The sequence below is a fragment of the Carnimonas nigrificans ATCC BAA-78 genome, from assembly GCF_000526695.1.
Taxonomy (GTDB): Bacteria; Pseudomonadota; Gammaproteobacteria; order Pseudomonadales; family Halomonadaceae; genus Carnimonas; species Carnimonas nigrificans.
Genome location: NZ_JAGO01000010.1, coordinates 238,963 through 258,484 on the forward strand (window position 1 = coordinate 238,963; position 19,522 = coordinate 258,484).

A 19,522-nucleotide genomic window follows, 5' to 3' on the forward strand; every position below is an offset into this window, starting at 1 on the left:
ACCAGCGCTATCTAGGCACGTTCCGTGGGGAAGGCGATTACCTTATCAAGACGGCATTCACCGGCCGCCAGCATTATCAGCCGATCCAGCCCCAGCGCGACGCCGCTGCACGCAGGCATACCGGCTTCCAACGCTGCCAGCAGGCGCTGATCGCTATCAACCCGGGGCTTGCCCAACTGAGCACGCTGCGCATTGTCTTCCTCGAAACGGGCCGCTTGTTCGGCGGCATCGGCCAGCTCATCATAGCCATTGGCCAGTTCGACGCCCTGCCAATACAGCTCGAAACGTGCAGCGACTTCAACGCCATCCACGGGGTCACGGCGCCTTTTAGCCAACGCCGCCTGACTGGCAGGATAATCCACCACCGCATCAAGCAGTGCCACTGCCCCACCGCTATCCTTGCCGAGCTGCGGCTCAATAACGTGACTAAACAACAGATCGAGGCAATCATCGCGGGAAAAATCAGCGGTATCCATCCCCCCCACTTCAGCCGCCCTTGCCGCGAGGTGGGAGGTTTCGGCAGTAAAGGGGTCAAGCTCAAGCCACTGCTCGAAGAGCGCGCGATAGCGATGCACGCTGAGAGAGATCGGCTTGCCCAGCACCCGCTCGATCAGCTCGACGCACTCCTCCCGCAGCAGATCAAGCCCGTAGCCGGGTTGATACCACTCCAGCAGGGTAAATTCGATGTTATGGCGCTGGCCCACTTCGGCATCACGAAACGCATGCGCTATCTGAAAGATGGGGCCACTGCCAGCCGCCAGCAGCCGCTTCATATGAAACTCGGGCGAGGTTTGCAGCCACAGTCGCTGCCGCTGGCCTGACAGTCGCGCTTCTACCTGAAGCGAATCGAGCAGCGGATCAACACTCCCCCCCTGTCCCAGCACCGGAGTCTCGACCTCCAGCACCTGCCGTTCGGCAAAAAACTGCCGGACTGCGGCCATACGTTCGGCACGAAAGCGCAGCGCATCCAGCGACGCGGTAGGCGCCCAATCGGCCACGGACATAAGGATCTCCTTCAAAACGCAACAGCGCCGGCATAATGCCAGCGCCTGTGCCCTGCGCGATCAGCGCGCCGGAGCCAATGTTGCTGCGAGACAGCGCACCGTCAGGCGCGGCTAACGTATTCGCCGCTACGGGTGTCGATCTTCAGCACTTCGCCCTGATTGATAAACAGCGGCACGCGCACCACCGCACCGGTAGAGAGCGTCGCGGGCTTGGAGCCACCCTGCGCAGTATCACCCTTCAGGCCGGGATCGGTTTCGGTGACTTCAAGCTCAATGAAATTGGGCGGCGCAATCGAGATGGGGTTGTCATTCCACAGCGTTACCACGTAGGCAACCTGCTCTTTCAGCCACTTCTCGTTGTCGCCAACGGCCTTCTTGTCCGCAGCAAACTGCTCGAAGGAGCCGTCGGTTTTCATGAAGTGCCACATCTCGCCGTCGGTATAGAGATACTCCATGTCCAGCTCAAGCACGTCAGCGCCTTCAAGGGATTCACCCGATTTGAAGGTACGTTCCCATACGCGGCCGGTATTCAGGTTACGCAGTTTAACGCGGTTGAATGCCTGGCCCTTGCCGGGTTTTACAAACTCGTTTTCAACGATCGAACAAGGATCGCCGTCGAGCATTACCTTGAGTCCACCCTTGAATTCGTTGGTAGAATAACTTGCCATGAACACCTCGTGATTAGCGGGCAGCAGCGCTGCCTTCTGACATTGCGGTCTGACACCACAATCATCAATGAAAAAAACCGATGGATTCCTGTTTGACGCGCCGAAAAGCAAACGCCAGCCAATGTCTGGCGGGCAGAGTACGGTTTGCACTCGCCATTCCCCCACGACAAATACGGGCAAGTAAAAGTGGCGAACTCTGCGTGACATATCGCCTTTACTCGACCTTTACTCGTAGAAGCATTGATAGCGCGCCGTCGGCAGCAATCATCAGGACATAGGCAAATGATAACCCGAAGTACCCCTCAAGTGCAGGCCATCGCTACCGACATTCATACCGCGCCCCATCGTGACTGGAAATCGCAGCTCGCAGGCGCCGTGCGCGATCCTTTGGAACTGTGCCGCCTGCTCGGTCTCAGTGATGAGTGGCAGGCAGGTGCCCTGGCGGGCGATGCGCTGTTCAAGGTGCGTGTCCCCCATGCGTATTTATCACGTATTGAACGTGGCAACCCCGATGATCCTCTGCTGCGTCAGGTGCTGCCGATCCAGCGTGAAACCGACAGCGTGGCGGGCTTTGTCAGCGATCCGCTGGAGGAAGCCGACCATCAGCCGCTGCCGGGGCTGATCCACAAATATGGCAATCGTGTACTCCTGATTACCAGCGGTGCCTGCGCCATCAATTGCCGCTACTGCTTCCGCCGCCACTACCCCTACGCCGACAACACCCCTTCGCAGCACGCGCTGGACGATATTCTGCATTATTTGAACGAGCGACCTCATATCAATGAAGTCATTCTCTCTGGCGGCGACCCGCTAGCTTCAAGCGACAAACGGCTTGAGCAGATGGCCGAGCGCTTGACTGCGCTCGATTCGATCACCCGGCTGCGTATTCATACCCGACTGCCGGTGGTGATTCCTGACCGTATCGACGAACATTTACTGGGTTGGCTGGCACCGTTAAACGTACACAAGGTGATGGTGCTGCATATCAATCATGCACAAGAGATTGATGACCATGTGATCGCGGCCTGCCAGCGGCTGCGTGAAGCGGGGGTGATGCTGCTCAATCAAAGCGTGCTGTTACGCGGCGTCAACGATAGCGTCGCAGCGCTCGCCCGACTCTCCGAGCGTCTGATGGATGCGCAGGTACTGCCTTACTACCTGCATGTTCTCGACCCTGTGGCGGGAGCGGCCCATTTTGATATCAGTGATAGAGAAGCCGTTGCGCTGGTGGAACAGTTGAGAAAGCAACTCTCGGGCTTTCTGATGCCGCGGCTGGTCAGAGAAATTCCCGGTGAAGTCAGCAAGACCCCGCTCTACTAAGTATCTGTTTTTCCCTTTATTACGCGGTTTATGGCCCCTGTTTCCTCATTGCATTGATATTTTTCTCGATATTTCCTTAATGATATTTTCATGGCGTTATGGTAATAATCCCCCTGCTTTAGTCGGGTAAGAACCTTCGCTCAGATCGACGGGTACCCGCTACCCATGAGCAACACTACCTGCATATCTCCTGCCATGTCCGATCATGGCTTTAGCTAGGAACTCACAATGTCTTCTTCTCCTCACTCATTACCATGGAGGCTACCCGCGTTTATCGCTGGTGCCATCATTGCCCTTTTGGGGCTATTTCTTGTTATTGCTGGCGCTTGGCTGATGAGCCTTGGCGGCTCCTGGTACTACCTGATTGCCGGTATATTCGCACTGGCCAGCGGTATCGCCGTCTGTCGCCGCAAGATCATCGGACTGTGGATCTACGCTCTGCTGCTGGGCGGCACCCTGATCTGGGCACTCTGGGAAGCGGGCCTCGACTGGTGGTCGCTGGTACCTCGTGTCGCCATCCTGTGTCTGTTTGGCATCATTCTGCTGCTCCTCTGGTGGCGTCAAACGCTGGCTCCGCACCGTAACAGCGGCAACGCGGTACTGTCCGTGGCAGTGATTGCCTGCGCAGTGGTCGCGGTCATTTCCCAATTCAAGGATCAGGAAGCCATCCAGGGAAAAATTCCCGCGCAGCAGGACACTCGCGAGGTTCCTGCTACCGAAGCTGCCGGCGACGACTGGACCTCCTACGGAGGCACCAATGCGGGCACGCACTACTCTTCCCTGAAGCAGATTACGCCGGACAACATCTCGCATCTGAAGGAAGCGTGGCGCATTCATACCGGCGATGCACCGCGTCCTGATGCTCCGCCTGAAATCACCAACCAGAACACGCCGCTGAAGGTTGGGGACAACCTCTATATCTGTACCTCGTACAGCAAGGCCAAATCCCTTGATGCAACTTCTGGTCAGGTCAACTGGACCTTCGACCCCAAAATCAGTACGCAAGGGGCCGACAATTTCTCTGACTGGGCACACATGACCTGCCGTGGTCTGGCCTATCACGATGAGAATGCCTACGCTGACCAGAATGCCAGCAACAACACGGATCAGAATGCTCCGCAGCAGTGCCGCCAGCGTCTGTTCCTGACCACTGCCGATGCACGTCTGATTGCGCTCGACCCGAAAAACGGTCAACGCTGCGCCGACTTCGGCAACAACGGTGAAGTCGATCTGACCAAAAACATCGGTCACTTCACACCGGGCGGTTACTACTCTACCTCTCCGGCCATTACTACCAGGGATCTGGTGATTGTTGGCGGTCACGTTACCGATAACGAATCTACCGATGAGCCTTCTGGTGTGATTCGTGCCTACAATGTCAGAACCGGCCAACTGGTATGGAACTGGGATGCGGGCAACCCTGATGCCACCGCGCCTATCGCCGAAGATGGCACCTACTCGCGCAACTCTGCCAACGTGTGGGCACCGATCAGCGTTGATGAGAAGCTCGGTCTGGTCTATCTGCCCATGGGCAACCAGACGCCCGACCAGTTCGGTGCTACCCGCTCGCCCAGCAACGAGAAGTACAGCGCTGGTCTAGTAGCGCTGGATCTGGCAACAGGCAAGGTACGCTGGAATTATCAGTTTGTTCACCACGATCTGTGGGACATGGACGTACCGGCACAGCCTGTGCTGACCGACGTTCGTACACGTGACGGTATGCGTCAGGCGGTCATTCAGCCGACCAAGCAAGGCAGTCTGTTTGTGCTTGATCGTGCGACTGGCGAACCGATCGTGCCCATCGACGAGCTGCCTGCCCCGCAGGGCACAGTGCCGGGTGATCACTCTGCGCCGACTCAGCCTCGTTCGCAGCTGAATCTGATTCCACCGCCGCTCACTGAAAAGAGCATGTGGGGAGCATCACCGATTGATCAGCTGATGTGCCGTATCAAATTCAAGTCACTGCGCTATGAAGGTCAGTTCACACCACCTTCCGAGCAGGGTTCGATTGTCTATCCCGGCAACGTAGGGGTATTCAACTGGAGCGGCATCGCTGTTGATCCTGCACGCCAGGCAATCTTCACTTCACCGAACAAGCTGGCCTTCGTGTCACGCATGGTGAACAAGGAGAAACTGGGCGGAGATCTGCAAGGTTCTGCCAGCGAGTCAGGCTTGCAGCTGAACAACGGCAGCCCATGGGCAGTGGAACTCGGCCCCTTGATGTCGATGTTTGGTCTGCCGTGTCAGGCTCCGCCGTGGGGTGATGTTGCGGGCATTGACATGAGCTCGCAGAGCGTTACTTGGAAACACCGTAACGGCACCACTCGTGACCAGACACCGGTTGTCCAGATGCCTCTCGGCATGGGCGTACCTGCACTGGGTGGCCCGATGACGACAGCAGGCGGTGTATCGTTCCTCGGCGGTACTCTCGACTACTACCTGCGCGCTTATGACATCAACACCGGTGAAGAGATCTGGAAATCTCGTCTGCCTGCCGGCGGCAACGCCACTCCGATGACCTACATGGGCAAGGATGGCAAGCAGTACGTTGTCATTACCGCGGGTGGTCACGGCACCTTCGGTACCAAAATGGGTGACTACGTGATTGGTTATACTCTGGAAGACGACTAATCAATCCACGGTAACACCCGTAACGCAGCCGCCCCGCTCGATATCGAGCGGGGCGGTTTTTTATTGCCTGTCTCACTACAGATACCTTCCTTCGCGCTGATAACATCAACACTGGTGAGAATATCTGGACGTCTCGTCTGCCTGCCGGTGGCAACGCCACTCCGATGACCTACATGGGCAAGGATGGCAAGCAGTACGTTGCTATTACCGCGGGTGGTCACGGCACCTTCGGCACCCACATGAGTGACTACGTGATGAGGTATATGCTGGAAGATATCTCATCCTTCCAGAGCAGTACCTATAACGCAGCCGCCCCGCTCGATGTCGAGCGGGGCGGTTGTGCTTCTTGCCTCTTCGTCAATTACAGCAAAGGGATAATCTATCTATCGGGCAGCGCTTAAGGCGATGTTTTACTCGGCGTGTGCCGCCGCCAGACGAGCGCGCTTGCGCCGCAGCGAACGACGCAGGGCAAGTGCATAAACGGCCAGCCCCACCAGAGCCAGAATAGCGCCTGACCAGCCAGTCATCGCCCAGCTACCGGTAACGGTTGCCGACACGCCGCCCAGCCACGCACCCAGTGCATTGGCAAGGTTGAATGCAGAGTGGTTAAGCGATGCCGCCAGGGTTTGAGCGTTTTTCCCGACATCCATCAGACGTACCTGGAGCGGTGGCGTAAGTCCCATGCAGGTACCCACCAGGAACACAGCCGGCAGCACCGTCCATGACGAATAGGAGAGCGGCGTAAACAGCACCATCACCACCAGCGTCCATACCAGGAAAATACCCGCAGCACGCATGGTGCCCTTGTCGGCCATCGCGCCGCCAACCTGACTGCCGATGATAGTCCCCACCCCAAAGATGGCCAGCGTTGCCGGTACCCAGCTAGCGGAGAGATGGCTCACATGGGTAATGGTCGGGGCAATAAAGCTCAGCACGCAGAACATGCCGCCAAAACCGGTGGAGCCGATCGCCAGCGTCAGCCAGATATCGGGGTTCTTCAACGCACCCAGCTCCTGCAACGGCGAACTTCTCGGCATATGGTGATCATTCGGCACAAACAGCACGATAAGCACGGCGCTGATAGCGCAGATAACGCCCACCATCACATAAGCCATGTGCCAATTGGAGAGCTGCCCGATCCATACAGAGAGCGGGTTGCCTAACAAAGTGGACAGGGTTAGTCCCAGCATCACCCGCCCTACCGCTTTGCCGCGATGACGCGGTTCTACCAGCGAAGCACCGGTCAGGGCTGCTACGCCAAAGAAGGCACCATGGGGCAGCCCTGCGATGAAGCGCACCACCATCAGGCTGCCAAAATGGCTGACAAAGCCAGTCACCACGTTGGCGATAACGCACAGCACCAGCATCAGAATCAGCAGCAACCGGCGCGGCAAGGCGGCACCGCACACCGCCAGCAGCGGTGCGCCTACCACCACGCCCAGTGCGTAGATACTGATCAGATAACCTGCCTGCGACTCGCTGCTGCCGGTACTACTGGCCACCTGGGGCAGCAGCCCCATCAATGAAAATTCACCGGTACCGATACCAAAGGTGCCCAGCGCTAGCGCAAACAGCGCCAGTATGGCGCGCCCTTTGGACAAGGCAGGCATCGTGGGGGGTTGAGATGCGGTCATTGGAGTTGTCACCTTTTACGCAAAAAAACGTGCGCAAACAGTGAAGTTCGCGCACGCTTAAGAAAAAATTTCGTTAAAACTATATGACCTGCTGGCTAACGTCAATGACGAGGCGAGAAGTAATCGCCGCCGCGCCAGAACCGCCGCTCTACCTTGCTGATATCAAGCCATCGCTGCCGCTTGAGGGCGAGCATGACTCACTCGCGAAATGGCAGAGAGTGCCGCAGCCAGCGTCGCTGTGGTGGTGTTGAAGTTAATGCCTACGCCGAATACGGATTTTCCTTCGGCACGCAGCTCGACAAAGGCCACCGCTTCGGCTTCCGCACCCCGCCCGCGAGAGCTTTCCTGATAGTCGATGACATCGACATCAAAGCCCTGCTGATTCAGGCCATCAATCAGTGCAGAAAGCGGGCCATTACCCTTGCCATTCAGCGTCAGTTCACCGTCTGGAGTAGCCACCTTCGCCGCAATACTGACCTGTTCGGCTCCCTCTTCTATACGCTGGGAGAGCAACCGGTACGGCGCATCGAGGCAGTATTCATCGAGGAAGGCGCGATGAATCATTTCAGAGGTAATTTCATGCCCGCTGTCATCCGCCACGCGCTGCACGACCTGACTGAACTCGATCGACAGCCTGCGCGGCAGTGCAATACCGTGATCCTGCTCCAGCAGATAGGAGATGCCCCCCTTGCCCGACTGGCTATTCACACGAATGACCGCTTCATAGTTGCGCCCCACATCCATGGGATCAATCGGCAGATAAGGCACGCTCCACAGCGGCGACTCGCCCTGCTCGACCAGCGTCTGGCGCTTGTTCATGCCTTTTTTGATCGCATCCTGATGCGAGCCTGAGAAGGCTGTAAATACCAGATCGCCGACATAGGGGTGGCGAGGATGTACCGGCAGCTGGTTGCAGTACTCTACTTCGCGCATGACCGGCGTCAGGTTCGAGAGATCAAGCCGTGGATCAACGCCCTGAATGTAGAGGTTCATGGCCAGCGTCACCAGATCGACATTACCGGTACGTTCACCATTGCCAAACAGCGTACCTTCGATGCGATCAGCTCCCGCCATGACGCCCAGCTCGGCAGCGGCAATACCAGTACCGCGATCATTGTGCGGATGCAGGCTGATAATGGCCCGCTGACGTTCACTCAAATGACGGCAGAACCACTCGATCTGGTCGGCATATACATTGGGAGTCGCCACTTCGACCGTGGCCGGCAGATTGAGGATCACCGGCGTGGTGGTGGTTGCACCCCAGGCGTCCAGCACCTCTTCACACACCTCCAGCGAATACTCCAGCTCAGTAGTAGTGAAGTGCTCGGGGGAGTACTGGAACGTCCACTGGGTCTCGGGCTGCTCATCCATCAGCTCACGTATCAGGCGAGCATGACTGACGGCCAGATCCTTGCAGGCATCCTTGTCAAGATTCAGCACCGTATCGCGGAACAGCGGCGAGGTCGCGTTGTACAGGTGCACAATCACACGATTGGCCCCCTTGAGCGCTTCCATGGTGCGCCGGATCAACGGCTCACGCGCAGGCGTCAATACCTGTATCGTCACATCGTCAGGCACGCGCTGGTTATCAATCAGGTCGCGCAGAAAGTCGTAATCAGTTTGCGACGCCGAGGGAAAGCCGACTTCAATCTGCTTGAAGCCCATCCCAACCAGCATCTCAAAGAAGCGCCATTTACGCTCGCCGTCCATCGGATCGACCAACGACTGGTTACCATCACGTAGATCAACACTCGCCCAGATGGGTGCCTTTTCGATGCGCTTGCCCGGCCACTGACGATCAGGCAGATCGACGATATCAAAAGGGCGATATTTACCTTGCGGCGCGGTGAACGAGGTTGAACTCATGATGACAACTCCACAAACATGGGCTGCGGGCTTATCGCATTAGCGATGACATACAGGCAGCGGGGAAAAATAACAGCACGAAGGGAAGGATCACTCGCCTTCGTGCTCATAAGTGACAGAGATCACTAAAACATGACTACAGGAGATAACCCGTAGCATGAATATGCTTCTCCAGCCGTTAATACCTCAGAAGCATATATCACTTGTCTTGGAGCACCACATTAGCAGCAAGATGCGAACAACTCAACATTCAAAGCAACAATATTCTACTTTTTGATAGATATAAAGCAGCCTTCAACAAGCATCTTCATCCCACCACAATCTGCGCTCTACTATCTCCCCCATGACGCAAAAAATCGCCACCCGACAGGCCGGAAGACGATTTTTTATATCAATTCACACACGTAGCATGACGGACAGCGGCCAATAGAGGGCTAGTGCTCAGTCGCAGCTGTCAGCCATGTGATGCAATCTGGGCCGCTAGAAAGCGTACCTGGCAGTCACCGACAGATTGCGCGGCGCGCCATATACACCATAGCTATTCATATAGCTGTAGTACTTCTCATCGAGTGCATTATTCAGGTTAGCCTGAAGCTCGAAGTCAGACGTGACCTGATAGCGCGCCAGCAGATTAACAACCGAGACACTGCCCTGCTTGGCGCGAGCGCCGGGGGCATCGTAATAGGTACGGTTATGCCAATTGAGGCCGCCGCCAAGCGTTAGCTTGTCCCACTGCGGTAGACGGTAGGAACCGAACAGCTTGAACTCGGTACGGGGAAGGAAGGTGTTGTAGCCCTGACCGTCGGCGGTGCTGGCAATGAAACGGGTCAAACCAGCAGTCAGATTGAAGTTCTGTGTTATGGCGCCGTTAAGCTCCATATCGACACCTTTGCTGGTAACGCCCTTTACCGCGCGATAAGCCTGCTCATCACCGCCGTTTACCTTCTCCTGCCCATCCTGCTGTGCGGCATTATTTTGCTCTATACGGAATACCGAGAGTGTTGCCGTCAGCTGATCGTCGTTCCAGCTGCCTTTAAGACCTGCTTCATAACTTTTCCCAGTGATCGGATCGAGTGTCTGGCCCGTAACATTGCGATAGGACTGCGGTTCGAAAATACCGGTATAGCTGGCAAATAGCGTGTAATTCCGCGCCACATCATAGGTCAGCCCCACATAGGGGATCGCCTTGTTGTTGCTCATATCGCCGTTGTCGCCATGTTTTTGATACTTCACATAACGACCGCCTACCAACAGATGCAGGGGTTCGAGCAAGGTAAAACGCGCATTCAGATAGGCTGAGCGCTGGATGGTAGTATCGCTGGTAGACAAGTCACCGCCACCTGGGCCGTTAGGGTCGATCGGCTGATCGTCGTGAATCACATAGCTGGAGGGATCTGTTGCCATCTGCTCAACGCCCGCCTCATCAAGATTGCCCCAACGGCCATCTCGGCTCTCCTTCTGATGCAGATAGCCCACTCCTGCCACCAATTGGTGTTCACGCCCAAAGAGCGTGAATGGACCACTCATATTGGTGTCGATACCCTGGGTTCGACGTACATTGTGATACGCACTCCAGCCGCCATTGATGACCCCACCCGAGCCAGGTTCTGGGTAGCTCAGATACGCAGTGCGGCTATCACTGCGCATACGCGCCGTGTCGGCAACGGTACGCCATTCCCAGCCGTTGCCCAGCTGTTGGGTAAGGGTGGCAAAGAGCTTGGAAGAAGCATACTCGTAAAAGGAGTTTTCAGGCGCAAAGCTGTAATGACGGCTGTAGTGAGTCTTGTTGCCATTTTCATCGAACAGCGGCACACCGCCCCACGTTACCCGAGAGGGGTGAGTATTCTGATAGGAATATCCCACCGATGCCTGGGTAGAATCGCTTAAATCGGCATCTACCACGCCATACAAAAACTTCTTGCGCGAGTGATAGCGATCCACCCACGAATCGCCGCTGTCATAGCCGGCAATAACCCTGCCGCGCACGGCACCTTCACGATCAAACCTCGTGCCGGCATCAATCACTGTGCGACGCTTGTCGTGGCTGCCCAACTCTCCGCTTAAGGTAGCGTGAGGGTCAGCGCGATCAGCGTGCTTATAGTGAAAGTTGACCGAAGCTCCGGGACTTCCTGTGCCATTAAGCATGCCGTCAGCGCCACGTACTACATCGACGCGCTCGAAAATGGCAGCATCCTCCGCCCCATCGCCCATGTACCACTGCGGCTCAGTGCCTACCGGAAGCCCTTCATAGGTAAGATTGCTGATGCGAAATCCGCGTGCGTAGAAGTTGCGTCGCGTGTTATCGACACTCTGCACATTGACCCCCACCGCCTGCCCCAGCACTTCATCCATCGTTTGCAGGTTTTGGTCAGCAATACGCTGCGAGGTTATTACGCTGACCGGCTGAGGAATCTGCCTGATCGGCAGATTGATCTTGCTGCCCGCGGCGGTCGATTTCGTCGCATAACGATGGTTCCACTCATCCTCCCAGCGCGTTTGGGCAGCACTCACGCTGATGGTGTTCATGCGGTATACAGGCGTACCGTCATCACTGTCGGATGTCTGGGCATGGGCGCTGGCGGAGTAACCAAGCATCAGTGAAGAGGCGACATACAAGGAGGTACGGAGAGAAGTAACGCGGTGAAAACAGAAGGAGGCAAACATGGGGTTCCCAGTGAGTGATATGCACGGTCATTTTTATGTTAATGATAATTACTATTTTTAAGATTCATGAAAGATTAAGATCACTCACCGCATAACGCAACCACATGCGCTCAGAGAAATGCCAATCCTGTTCCTGACATGACCGCTGTTACTGCCTTCAGCCCACAAAAAAACCTCGCCACTAGGCGAGGTTTGATCGGAATCGAAAGCACGGCTACTCGTCGAGCAGGTAGAGCAACGCATCCAGCCCAAGGGTTGAAATCGACTGTCGCGCCTGCTCGCGTACCAGCGGCTTGGCATGGAAGGCGACCCCCATGCCAGCAGCGGCGAGCATACGCAGATCGTTGGCGCCATCCCCTACCGCCACCGTTTGCCCCATGTCGAGTTTTTTACGCTGCGCGATACTGGTCAGGATTTGTGCCTTGCGCATCGCATCCAGAATAGGCTCCCGCACTTCACCGGTTACTTTTCCATCACTGATCACCAGCTCATTGGCGTGAACTTCATCGAAGCCGAGCTTATCTTGCAGATAGCGCGCGAAGTAGGTGAAGCCGCCGGAGATAATCGCGGTGTGATAGCCGCGCTGACGCAAGGTAGCCAGTAGCCGCTCGACTCCCGGCATCAGCGGTAGCTGTTCGGCAATTGATGCGAGACGCGCTTCACTCAAGCCGCCCAGTGTCGCCATGCGGCGCCGGAAACTTTCCTTGAAGTCGATCTCGCCGCGCATCGCACTGGCGGTTACCGCAGCCACCTCGTCATATACGCCGTGCTCGCGTGCCAGTTCATCAATCACTTCCGCCTGAATCAGAGTCGAGTCCATATCGAAGCACACCAGCTGACGACGGCCTCGCCATGGATTTGGCTCCTCAACCACCAGATCAACGCCCAACTCTGTCGCCAGGGAAAGCGCTTTATCGCGCAGCCCAGCGCTCTCATCACAGGAAAAAACGCCGGCATCCAGATCGAAGCGCAGGCATTCGCCATACTCAGGCTGCCACTCCGGCTGTTCAGAATGAGAAAGCCAGCGGCGTTCGGCTATCTCTGCATACCGGACATCGAATAACTGCTCGACACGGGTTACCACCTCTGGTGTCAGACGCGATGCCATCAACGTTAAACGCACACTCATGCTTCGCTCCCTTCCAGCGCCAGATGATTCACTCGCTGTAATCCTTGTGGCAGTTTGGTGCCGCGCTTGCCGCGTTCGCTCTGATAGGTATCAAGATCCGCCGGCTTCAGCGTCAGCTTGCGTTTACCCGCATGTACCACCAGTGAAGCGCCTTCCGGCACCACCAGCAGATCACGCACAAACTCTTCGCGCGCGGCCGATGCCTTGCCGGGAATACCGATCATTTTGTTGCCCTTGCCTTTGGTCATCTCTGGCAGCTCGGCCAAATCGAAAACCAATAGCCGCCCTTGATTGGAAACCACCGCTACGCGCGCTTTGCCTTCCGCCAGACAGGGAGTGAGCACCGCACAGCCTTTTGGTAGCGTCAGCGCCGCCTTGCCGGAGCGCGAGCGCCCTACCAGATTTTCGAGTTCAGTCACAAACCCATAACCGCCATCGCTCGCCAGCAGATAGCGCGCCTTGGGCTTATCGAGCATCATCGCGACAATTTGTGCGCCAGCAGGCAGATTGATCTTGCCAGTCACCGGCTCCCCCTGGCTGCGCGCCGAGGGAAGCTGGTGCGCAGCCAGCGTGTAGCTGCGGCCGGTATCATCAAGCAGCACCAGCTGCTCGTTGCTCTTGCCGCGCACGCTGCACTGATAGCTGTCGCCCGACTTGTAGCTGAGCGAAGTGGGGTCGATGTCGTGGCTCTTGGCACCGCGAATCCAACCGCCTTTCGACAGCACCACGGTAATTGGTTCGGAGCCGACCAGATCCATCTCGGAGAGCGCTTTGGACTCTTCACGCTCGACCAACTGGCTGCGCCGCTCATCCCCGAACTTCTCAGCGTCTTCCTTCAGCTCCTGCTCGATGAGATTGGTCATCTCCTCTTCACTGCCCAGGATCTTCTCAAGGTACTGACGCTCTTCTTCGAGCTTGTCGCGCTCTGCGATGAGCTTGACCTCTTCGAGCTTGGCCAGATGCCGCAGACGCAGCTCAAGAATCGCTTCGGCCTGACGTTCGGTCAGCTGGAAGGCGGCGACCAGCGCTTGCTTGGGTTCATCTTCTTCGCGAATGATGCGGATCACTTCATCAATGTTCAGATAAGCGATCAATAGCCCGGCGAGAATATGCAGGCGGTCGTTGACCTTGCCAAGACGATGTTCAAGACGACGGCGTACCGTGGTGCGGCGGAAGGTCAGCCATTCACCGAGCAACTCGTTAAGTGCCATCACCCGTGGGCGACCATCAAGGCCGATCAGGTTGAGATTAACCCGCTGGCTCTTCTCAAGATCGGTGGTGGCAAACAGGTGATCCATCAGTTGCTGAATATCCACGCGATTGGAGCGCGGCACCACTACCAGTCGCGTTGGCTCTTCATGGGTGGACTCATCGCGCAGATCGACCACCATCGGCAGCTTTTTGGCCTGCATCTGGCTGGCGATCTGCTCCAGCACCTTGGCACCGGAGACCTGATAGGGCAGCGATGTGATGACGATATCACCCTCTTCGATCTTGAAACGCGCCCGCATTTTTACCGAGCCACGGCCGCTCTGATAGAGCTTGCGCAGCTCTGAACGGGGGGTAATGATCTCTGCGGCAGTGGGAAAATCGGGCGCAGGCAGATACTTGCACAGATCGGTGACGCTGGCGTCGGGATGACGCAGCAGATGTACCGTGGCCGTCACTACCTCATGCACGTTGTGCGGCGGAATATCGGTCGCCATGCCCACGGCAATTCCCGAACCACCATTCAGCAGTACATGAGGCAGCCGCGCTGGCAGCACCGATGGCTCCTGCAGGGTGCCATCAAAGTTGGGCGACCAGTTTACGGTGCCCTGCCCCAGTTCGCTCAGCAGCAGCTCGGAGAAGCGCGACAGGCGTGACTCGGTATAGCGCATTGCGGCGAAGGATTTGGGATCATCCGGGCTGCCCCAGTTACCCTGTCCATCCACCAGTGGATAGCGATAGCTGAACGACTGCGCCATCAGCACCATCGCTTCGTAGCAGGCGCTATCCCCGTGAGGATGGAATTTACCCAGCACATCACCGACGGTACGCGCCGACTTCTTGTACTTGGCACTGGCACTTAGCGCCAGCTCGCTCATCGCATAGACAATACGCCGCTGTACCGGCTTCAGACCGTCGCCGATACTAGGCAGCGCACGATCCAAAATGACGTACATGGAGTAATCGAGATAGGCCTTCTCGGTGTAGCGCTTGAGGGGCATCTGCTCGATATCCCCCGCGGCCACCGCTACCGGGGCTTCGAATTCATTGTGATCTGCCATTTATACCTCTACCTCAGCCTGATCCCCGTAGTGTTCCAGCCAGTGGCGACGATCAGCCGCGCGTTTCTTGGCCAGCAGCATATCGAGCGCTTCGATGGTGCCGTCGTCTGATTCTCGCGTCAGCTGCACCAGTCGGCGCGTATCGGCAGCCATGGTGGTTTCGCGCAATTGAATCGGGTTCATCTCCCCCAGACCTTTGAAGCGCTGCACGTTGGGGGTGCCGCGTTTGCCTTCCAGACGCTTGAGAATCTGCGCCTTCTCACTCTCATCAAGGGCGTAGTGCACCTCCTTGCCCAGGTCGATGCGATAAAGGGGCGGCATCGCAATGAAGACATGACCTGCATCGACCAGACTCGGAAAGTGGCGCACAAAGAGCGCGCACAAGAGCGTAGCGATGTGCAGACCGTCGGAGTCGGCATCGGCGAGCACACACACCTTGTTATAGCGCAGCCGCGACAGATCATGACTGCCCGGGTCCAGCCCCAGGGCGACCGCGATATCGTGAATTTCCTGCGATCCCAGTACCTCTCCGGAATCGACTTCCCAGGTATTCAGAATCTTGCCTCGCAGCGGCAGAATAGCCTGGGTTTCGCGGTCGCGTGCCTGCTTGGCACTGCCTCCTGCTGAATCGCCTTCGACCAGGAAAATTTCGCTGGCGGCAGGGTCCTGACTCGAACAGTCGGCCAGCTTGCCAGGCAGCGCTGGGCCTTGAGTGACCTTCTTGCGCACCACCTTCTTCGCCGCACGCAGACGCCGCTGGGCGGCACTGATCGCCAGCTCGGCCAGCTGCTCGGCTTCGGCAGTGTGGGAGTTGAGCCACAGCGAGAAGGCATCCTTGACCGCCGCCGCGACAATCGACGCCACCGTGCGTGACGAGAGCCGCTCCTTGGTCTGGCCTGCAAACTGCGGATCGTGCATCTTCACTGACAGCACGAAGGCGATCCGCTCCCACAGATCATCTCCGGTCAGCTTGACGTTCTTGGGAATCAGGTTGCGGTATTCGCAAAACTCTTTCAGCGCCTCGATCAGCCCGCTGCGCAGGCCATTGACGTGAGTGCCGCCCAGCGGCGTAGGAATCAGGTTAACGTAGGACTCCTGTACGCCTTCGCCTCCTTCGGGAAGCCATTGCAGCGCCCAATCCACATGGTGATCGTCATCCTCGGCATGGCCCAGTACCGGAGAGCTGGGCAGCAGCTCGAAGCCATCGAGCGCTTGCGACAGGTAATCCTTCAGGCCATCGGCATACTGCCACACGGTGTCGCTGCCATCGGTATCGAATAGCGTTACCTTAAGGCCGGGGCACAGCACCGCCTTGGCCCGCAGCAAATGACGCAGGCGCGTCACGGCAACCTTGCCACTGTCAAAGTAGCTGACATCGGGCCAGAAACGCAGCAGCGTACCGCTGGCACGCTTGGCTGTAGTGCCTATCTCGTGCAGCTCCTCAACCTTCTCGCCGTGCTCAAAGGCGATCGCCTGACGCACGCCATTACGCCACACCTCGATTTCAAGCCGTGTAGAGAGCGCATTGACTACCGAAACGCCCACACCATGCAGGCCGCCGGAGAAGCGATAGCTGTCGTTGGAGAACTTACCACCGGCGTGAAGTCGCGTCAGGATCAGCTCAACGCCGCTGACGCCATGCTCGGGGTGAATATCGGTGGGCATCCCACGACCGTTATCTTCGACCTCGACCCCGCCATCGTCGCGCAGGCGCACGACAATCGCATCGGCATGTCCGGCCAAGGCTTCGTCAACGCTGTTGTCGACGACTTCCTGCACCAGGTGGTTGGGGCGAGCAGTATCGGTATACATCCCGGGGCGTTTACGCACCGGGTCGAGGCCCGAGAGGACCTCAATGGAACTGGCGCTGTATTGGCTCATGTGGCTCAAATAATCAGGGTGTTAAGACAAATGGAAGTAGGCGAGCACATCGGGCAGATCGCCCACGTAACTTTCCAGCGCATGATCGCCTTCGGCATCAACCTTGATGGTGGCGCCCTGGTAATAGGCAAGCGCCTGACGATAGTCGAGTACCTCGTCAACGGCGCCCAGCATCACAAGATAATGTTCAGGGGCGCTGATCTGCGCGGGCTGCAACTGGCGCAGCTGATCGACAAAGTGCGGCTCAATGGTGACCTGTGAACCGTTGGTTTCATTCAGGTGCGTCTGCCCGACCCATTCACTGGCGAAAACAGCAGGATGAACCGCCGGATTGATCAACGCCACCGCCTCAATGCCGCGCTGTTCGGCGGCACAGGTGGCATAGAAACCGCCCATCGAGCTGCCAATCAGCCCAAGGCGTGCCGTGCTGTCATTGGCAACGCTGTCGATAATGGCGTCGATCTGGGCCATCGCTTTGGCAGGCTCCGGATCGAGCTGCGGCGCGATGAATTCAACAGGCTGCGGCAGAGCCGCCATGGCACGCTCGGTAGCCTGCGCCTTGAACGAATCGGGCGAGCTGTTGAAACCGTGTAAATAAAGAACCGTATTAATACTCATACAGCATCCATGACCAGTCATTAAGCAAAAAGTGCCTGCGCTGGTGAGAAACAGGTATTTCGTAAAAAAGCTGCATCAATCATGGCGACTGATGCAGCTTTGGCGGCTGTCATGCCTGACTCACTGCTTTAGATACATAATAACTGTATACGCAAACAGTAGTCAGGCTCAAGCACTATCGTTACGCCTTGCGCACGATATCAATCAGATGGCGAGTAGAGTCGTCGAGTTGATCAAGCCCTTCGCCAGTGATCAGATTCTGCTCGGTTTCAGTGGCAATTTTCTTGCCGAGCTGCACGCCCCATTGATCGAAGGAGTCGATATCCCAGATAACGCCCTGCACGAATACCTTGTGTTCATAGAGCGCTACCAGAGCACCGAGGGTTTCAGGGTTAACCGAGTCGATCAGCAGCGTAGAGGAAGGCTGGTTGCCCGCATAGCGCTGGTAGGGAGGCGGAGTCTGTTCGCTCTTGATCGCGTCGTCGCCCAGCATCAGTACACGAGATTGCGCGAAGCAGTTGGCCAGCGCCAGACGGTGCTGAACCTTGAAGCTTTCACGCAGCGCGTCGTTTTCGATTTCGTCGTAGCGATTGAGCGGCGCGATGAAATCACACGCGACCTTCTGAGTGCCCTGGTGCAGTAGCTGATAGAACGCGTGCTGGCCGTTCGGCCCTACTTCACCCCAGATAATCGGGCAGGTCGAGTAGTCAACGTGCTGTCCAGCATTGGTGACCGATTTACCGTTGGATTCCATTTCAAGCTGCTGGAAGTAGCCCGGCAGCGACTTGAGGCGACCGTCATAAGGCAGCACCGCCAGCGAGCGAATGTCGAGGAAGTCAACGTTCCAGACACCGGCCAGCGCGAACAGTACCGGCAGGTTGTCTTTCAGTTCGGTGGTGCGGAAGTGCTCATCCATTTTGTGAGCACCGGCCAGCAAGCGCTGGAAGTTATCCATGCCGACTTCGATGGCGATACCCAGGCCAATGCCGCTCCACAGCGAATAGCGACCGCCGACCCAATCCCAGAACAGGACTTGGTGCTCAGCGGCAAAGCCCCACTCGTCCATCTTGTCGGCCTGAGTAGAGACACCGATAAAGTGGTTGGCCTTGAGTTCAGGCTCTTGCGCGCCGGTGCCCAGATTCAGCCAAGTCATCGCGGTATCGGCGTTGGCCTTGGTATCGATGGTGGTAAAGGACTTCGACGAGTAGATAAAGATGGTGGTTTCAGGATCGAGCCTGGGCAGAATATCGGCAAGCTGCGTGCCATCAATGGTGGAAGCGAAGTGAACCGCCACTGGATTGGCTGCTTCAGCGCGGAAGCCGCTGAGTGCATTGGAGACCATCAGCGGGCCAAGATCAGAACCGCCAACGCCCAGATTCACCACGTCGGTGATGGTTTTACCGGTCGCCCCTTTCCAATTGCCGGCGTGCAGTTTTTCAACCAGCTCAGCCATGCGCTTGAGTGACTTGTGCACATCGGCGACGACATCCTGTCCTTCCACGACCAGCTCATCGCTGGCGGGCTTGCGCAGAGCGGTATGCAGCACGGCGCGATCTTCGGTGGCGTTGATTCTGTCACCGCGGAACATCTGCGGAATCGCCTCTTTTACGCCCGCTTCTTCAGCCAGTGCAATCAGCTTGTCGAGGGTTTCACCACGCAGACGCTGCTTGGAGAAGTCCAGGGTAATACCCGCTGCCTGACGGGAAAACGTGCTGAAACGATCGCCATCTTCGGCGAACAGCTCCTTGAGGTGAACGTCGCGCATGCCGCTGTCAAGATGTTCCTGAAGGGCTTTCCACGCCGCAGATTGTTTAATCGACATCAGTCGTCTCTCCCG

At 57.2% G+C, this 19,522-nt stretch carries 12 protein-coding genes and 1 pseudogene; 3 read left to right on the forward strand and 10 right to left on the reverse strand.

Annotated elements, in window-relative coordinates:
• Nucleotides 1-11: 11 nt before the first annotated feature.
• Nucleotides 12-1,004: an EF-P lysine aminoacylase EpmA gene (epmA, locus tag L881_RS0102320; RefSeq protein ID WP_025732116.1), complete on the reverse strand. Its 993-nt coding sequence runs from the start codon at nucleotides 1,002-1,004 to the stop codon at nucleotides 12-14.
• A gap of 101 nt (nucleotides 1,005-1,105) precedes the next feature.
• Nucleotides 1,106-1,672: an elongation factor P gene (gene efp, locus L881_RS0102325; RefSeq protein ID WP_025732117.1), complete on the reverse strand. Its 567-nt coding sequence runs from the start codon at nucleotides 1,670-1,672 to the stop codon at nucleotides 1,106-1,108.
• Between the two features lie 282 nt (nucleotides 1,673-1,954).
• Between efp and epmB the strand changes: the two genes are divergently transcribed.
• The 3 genes and pseudogenes from epmB to L881_RS0102340 all read left to right on the forward strand — a co-directional run.
• Nucleotides 1,955-2,992 carry an EF-P beta-lysylation protein EpmB gene (gene epmB, locus L881_RS0102330; RefSeq protein WP_025732118.1) on the forward strand — a complete coding sequence of 346 codons (1,038 nt, stop codon included), beginning with the start codon at nucleotides 1,955-1,957 and terminating at the stop codon, nucleotides 2,990-2,992.
• Nucleotides 2,993-3,220: 228 nt separating this feature from the next.
• A complete protein-coding gene (locus L881_RS0102335) occupies nucleotides 3,221-5,623 on the forward strand; it encodes a glucose/quinate/shikimate family membrane-bound PQQ-dependent dehydrogenase (protein WP_025732119.1) in 2,403 nt (800 codons plus the stop codon).
• A gap of 59 nt (nucleotides 5,624-5,682) precedes the next feature.
• Nucleotides 5,683-6,024: pseudogene (locus L881_RS0102340) on the forward strand (hypothetical protein); the annotation flags it as partial.
• 9 nt (nucleotides 6,025-6,033) lie between these two features.
• Here the strand turns inward: L881_RS0102340 and L881_RS0102345 are convergent.
• From L881_RS0102345 to pgi, 8 genes are all read right to left on the reverse strand, one after another.
• Nucleotides 6,034-7,257, reverse strand: coding sequence for an MFS transporter (locus L881_RS0102345; protein WP_025732121.1), 1,224 nt, complete (start codon nucleotides 7,255-7,257; stop codon nucleotides 6,034-6,036).
• 162 nt (nucleotides 7,258-7,419) lie between these two features.
• Nucleotides 7,420-9,123, reverse strand: coding sequence for a 2-isopropylmalate synthase (leuA, locus tag L881_RS0102350; RefSeq protein WP_025732122.1), 1,704 nt, complete (start codon nucleotides 9,121-9,123; stop codon nucleotides 7,420-7,422).
• Nucleotides 9,124-9,603: 480 nt separating this feature from the next.
• On the reverse strand, nucleotides 9,604-11,787 hold the full coding sequence (gene fhuE, locus L881_RS0102355; protein ID WP_025732123.1) for a ferric-rhodotorulic acid/ferric-coprogen receptor FhuE: 2,184 nt from the start codon (nucleotides 11,785-11,787) through the stop codon (nucleotides 9,604-9,606).
• Between the two features lie 214 nt (nucleotides 11,788-12,001).
• Nucleotides 12,002-12,916 carry a phosphoserine phosphatase SerB gene (gene serB, locus L881_RS0102360; protein ID WP_025732124.1) on the reverse strand — a complete coding sequence of 305 codons (915 nt, stop codon included), beginning with the start codon at nucleotides 12,914-12,916 and terminating at the stop codon, nucleotides 12,002-12,004.
• Nucleotides 12,913-15,186: a DNA topoisomerase IV subunit A gene (gene parC, locus L881_RS0102365; RefSeq protein ID WP_025732125.1), complete on the reverse strand. Its 2,274-nt coding sequence runs from the start codon at nucleotides 15,184-15,186 to the stop codon at nucleotides 12,913-12,915. The genes serB and parC overlap by 4 nt, the downstream gene beginning before the upstream one ends.
• Nucleotides 15,187-17,067, reverse strand: coding sequence for a DNA topoisomerase IV subunit B (gene parE / locus L881_RS0102370; RefSeq protein ID WP_025732126.1), 1,881 nt, complete (start codon nucleotides 17,065-17,067; stop codon nucleotides 15,187-15,189). It abuts the gene before it with no gap.
• A gap of 21 nt (nucleotides 17,068-17,088) precedes the next feature.
• Entirely contained in the window at nucleotides 17,089-17,685 is a 597-nt protein-coding gene (locus L881_RS0102375) for a YqiA/YcfP family alpha/beta fold hydrolase (RefSeq protein WP_025732127.1), read from the reverse strand.
• A gap of 181 nt (nucleotides 17,686-17,866) precedes the next feature.
• Nucleotides 17,867-19,507: a glucose-6-phosphate isomerase gene (pgi, locus tag L881_RS0102380; RefSeq protein ID WP_025732128.1), complete on the reverse strand. Its 1,641-nt coding sequence runs from the start codon at nucleotides 19,505-19,507 to the stop codon at nucleotides 17,867-17,869.
• Nucleotides 19,508-19,522 lie beyond the last annotated feature (15 nt).

Excerpts from the sequence above, each read along its gene's own strand:
- epmA (WP_025732116.1), bottom strand. The coding sequence starts at position 1,004 with ATGTCCGTGGCCGATTGGGCGCCTACCGCGTCGCTGGATGCGCTGCGC.
- efp (WP_025732117.1), bottom strand. The coding sequence starts at position 1,672 with ATGGCAAGTTATTCTACCAACGAATTCAAGGGTGGACTCAAGGTAATG.
- epmB (WP_025732118.1), top strand. The coding sequence starts at position 1,955 with ATGATAACCCGAAGTACCCCTCAAGTGCAGGCCATCGCTACCGACATT.
- L881_RS0102335 (WP_025732119.1), top strand. The coding sequence starts at position 3,221 with ATGTCTTCTTCTCCTCACTCATTACCATGGAGGCTACCCGCGTTTATC.
- L881_RS0102345 (WP_025732121.1), bottom strand. The coding sequence starts at position 7,257 with ATGACCGCATCTCAACCCCCCACGATGCCTGCCTTGTCCAAAGGGCGC.
- leuA (WP_025732122.1), bottom strand. The coding sequence starts at position 9,123 with ATGAGTTCAACCTCGTTCACCGCGCCGCAAGGTAAATATCGCCCTTTT.
- fhuE (WP_025732123.1), bottom strand. The coding sequence starts at position 11,787 with ATGTTTGCCTCCTTCTGTTTTCACCGCGTTACTTCTCTCCGTACCTCC.
- serB (WP_025732124.1), bottom strand. The coding sequence starts at position 12,916 with ATGAGTGTGCGTTTAACGTTGATGGCATCGCGTCTGACACCAGAGGTG.
- parC (WP_025732125.1), bottom strand. The coding sequence starts at position 15,186 with ATGGCAGATCACAATGAATTCGAAGCCCCGGTAGCGGTGGCCGCGGGG.
- parE (WP_025732126.1), bottom strand. The coding sequence starts at position 17,067 with ATGAGCCAATACAGCGCCAGTTCCATTGAGGTCCTCTCGGGCCTCGAC.
- L881_RS0102375 (WP_025732127.1), bottom strand. The coding sequence starts at position 17,685 with ATGAGTATTAATACGGTTCTTTATTTACACGGTTTCAACAGCTCGCCC.
- pgi (WP_025732128.1), bottom strand. The coding sequence starts at position 19,507 with ATGTCGATTAAACAATCTGCGGCGTGGAAAGCCCTTCAGGAACATCTT.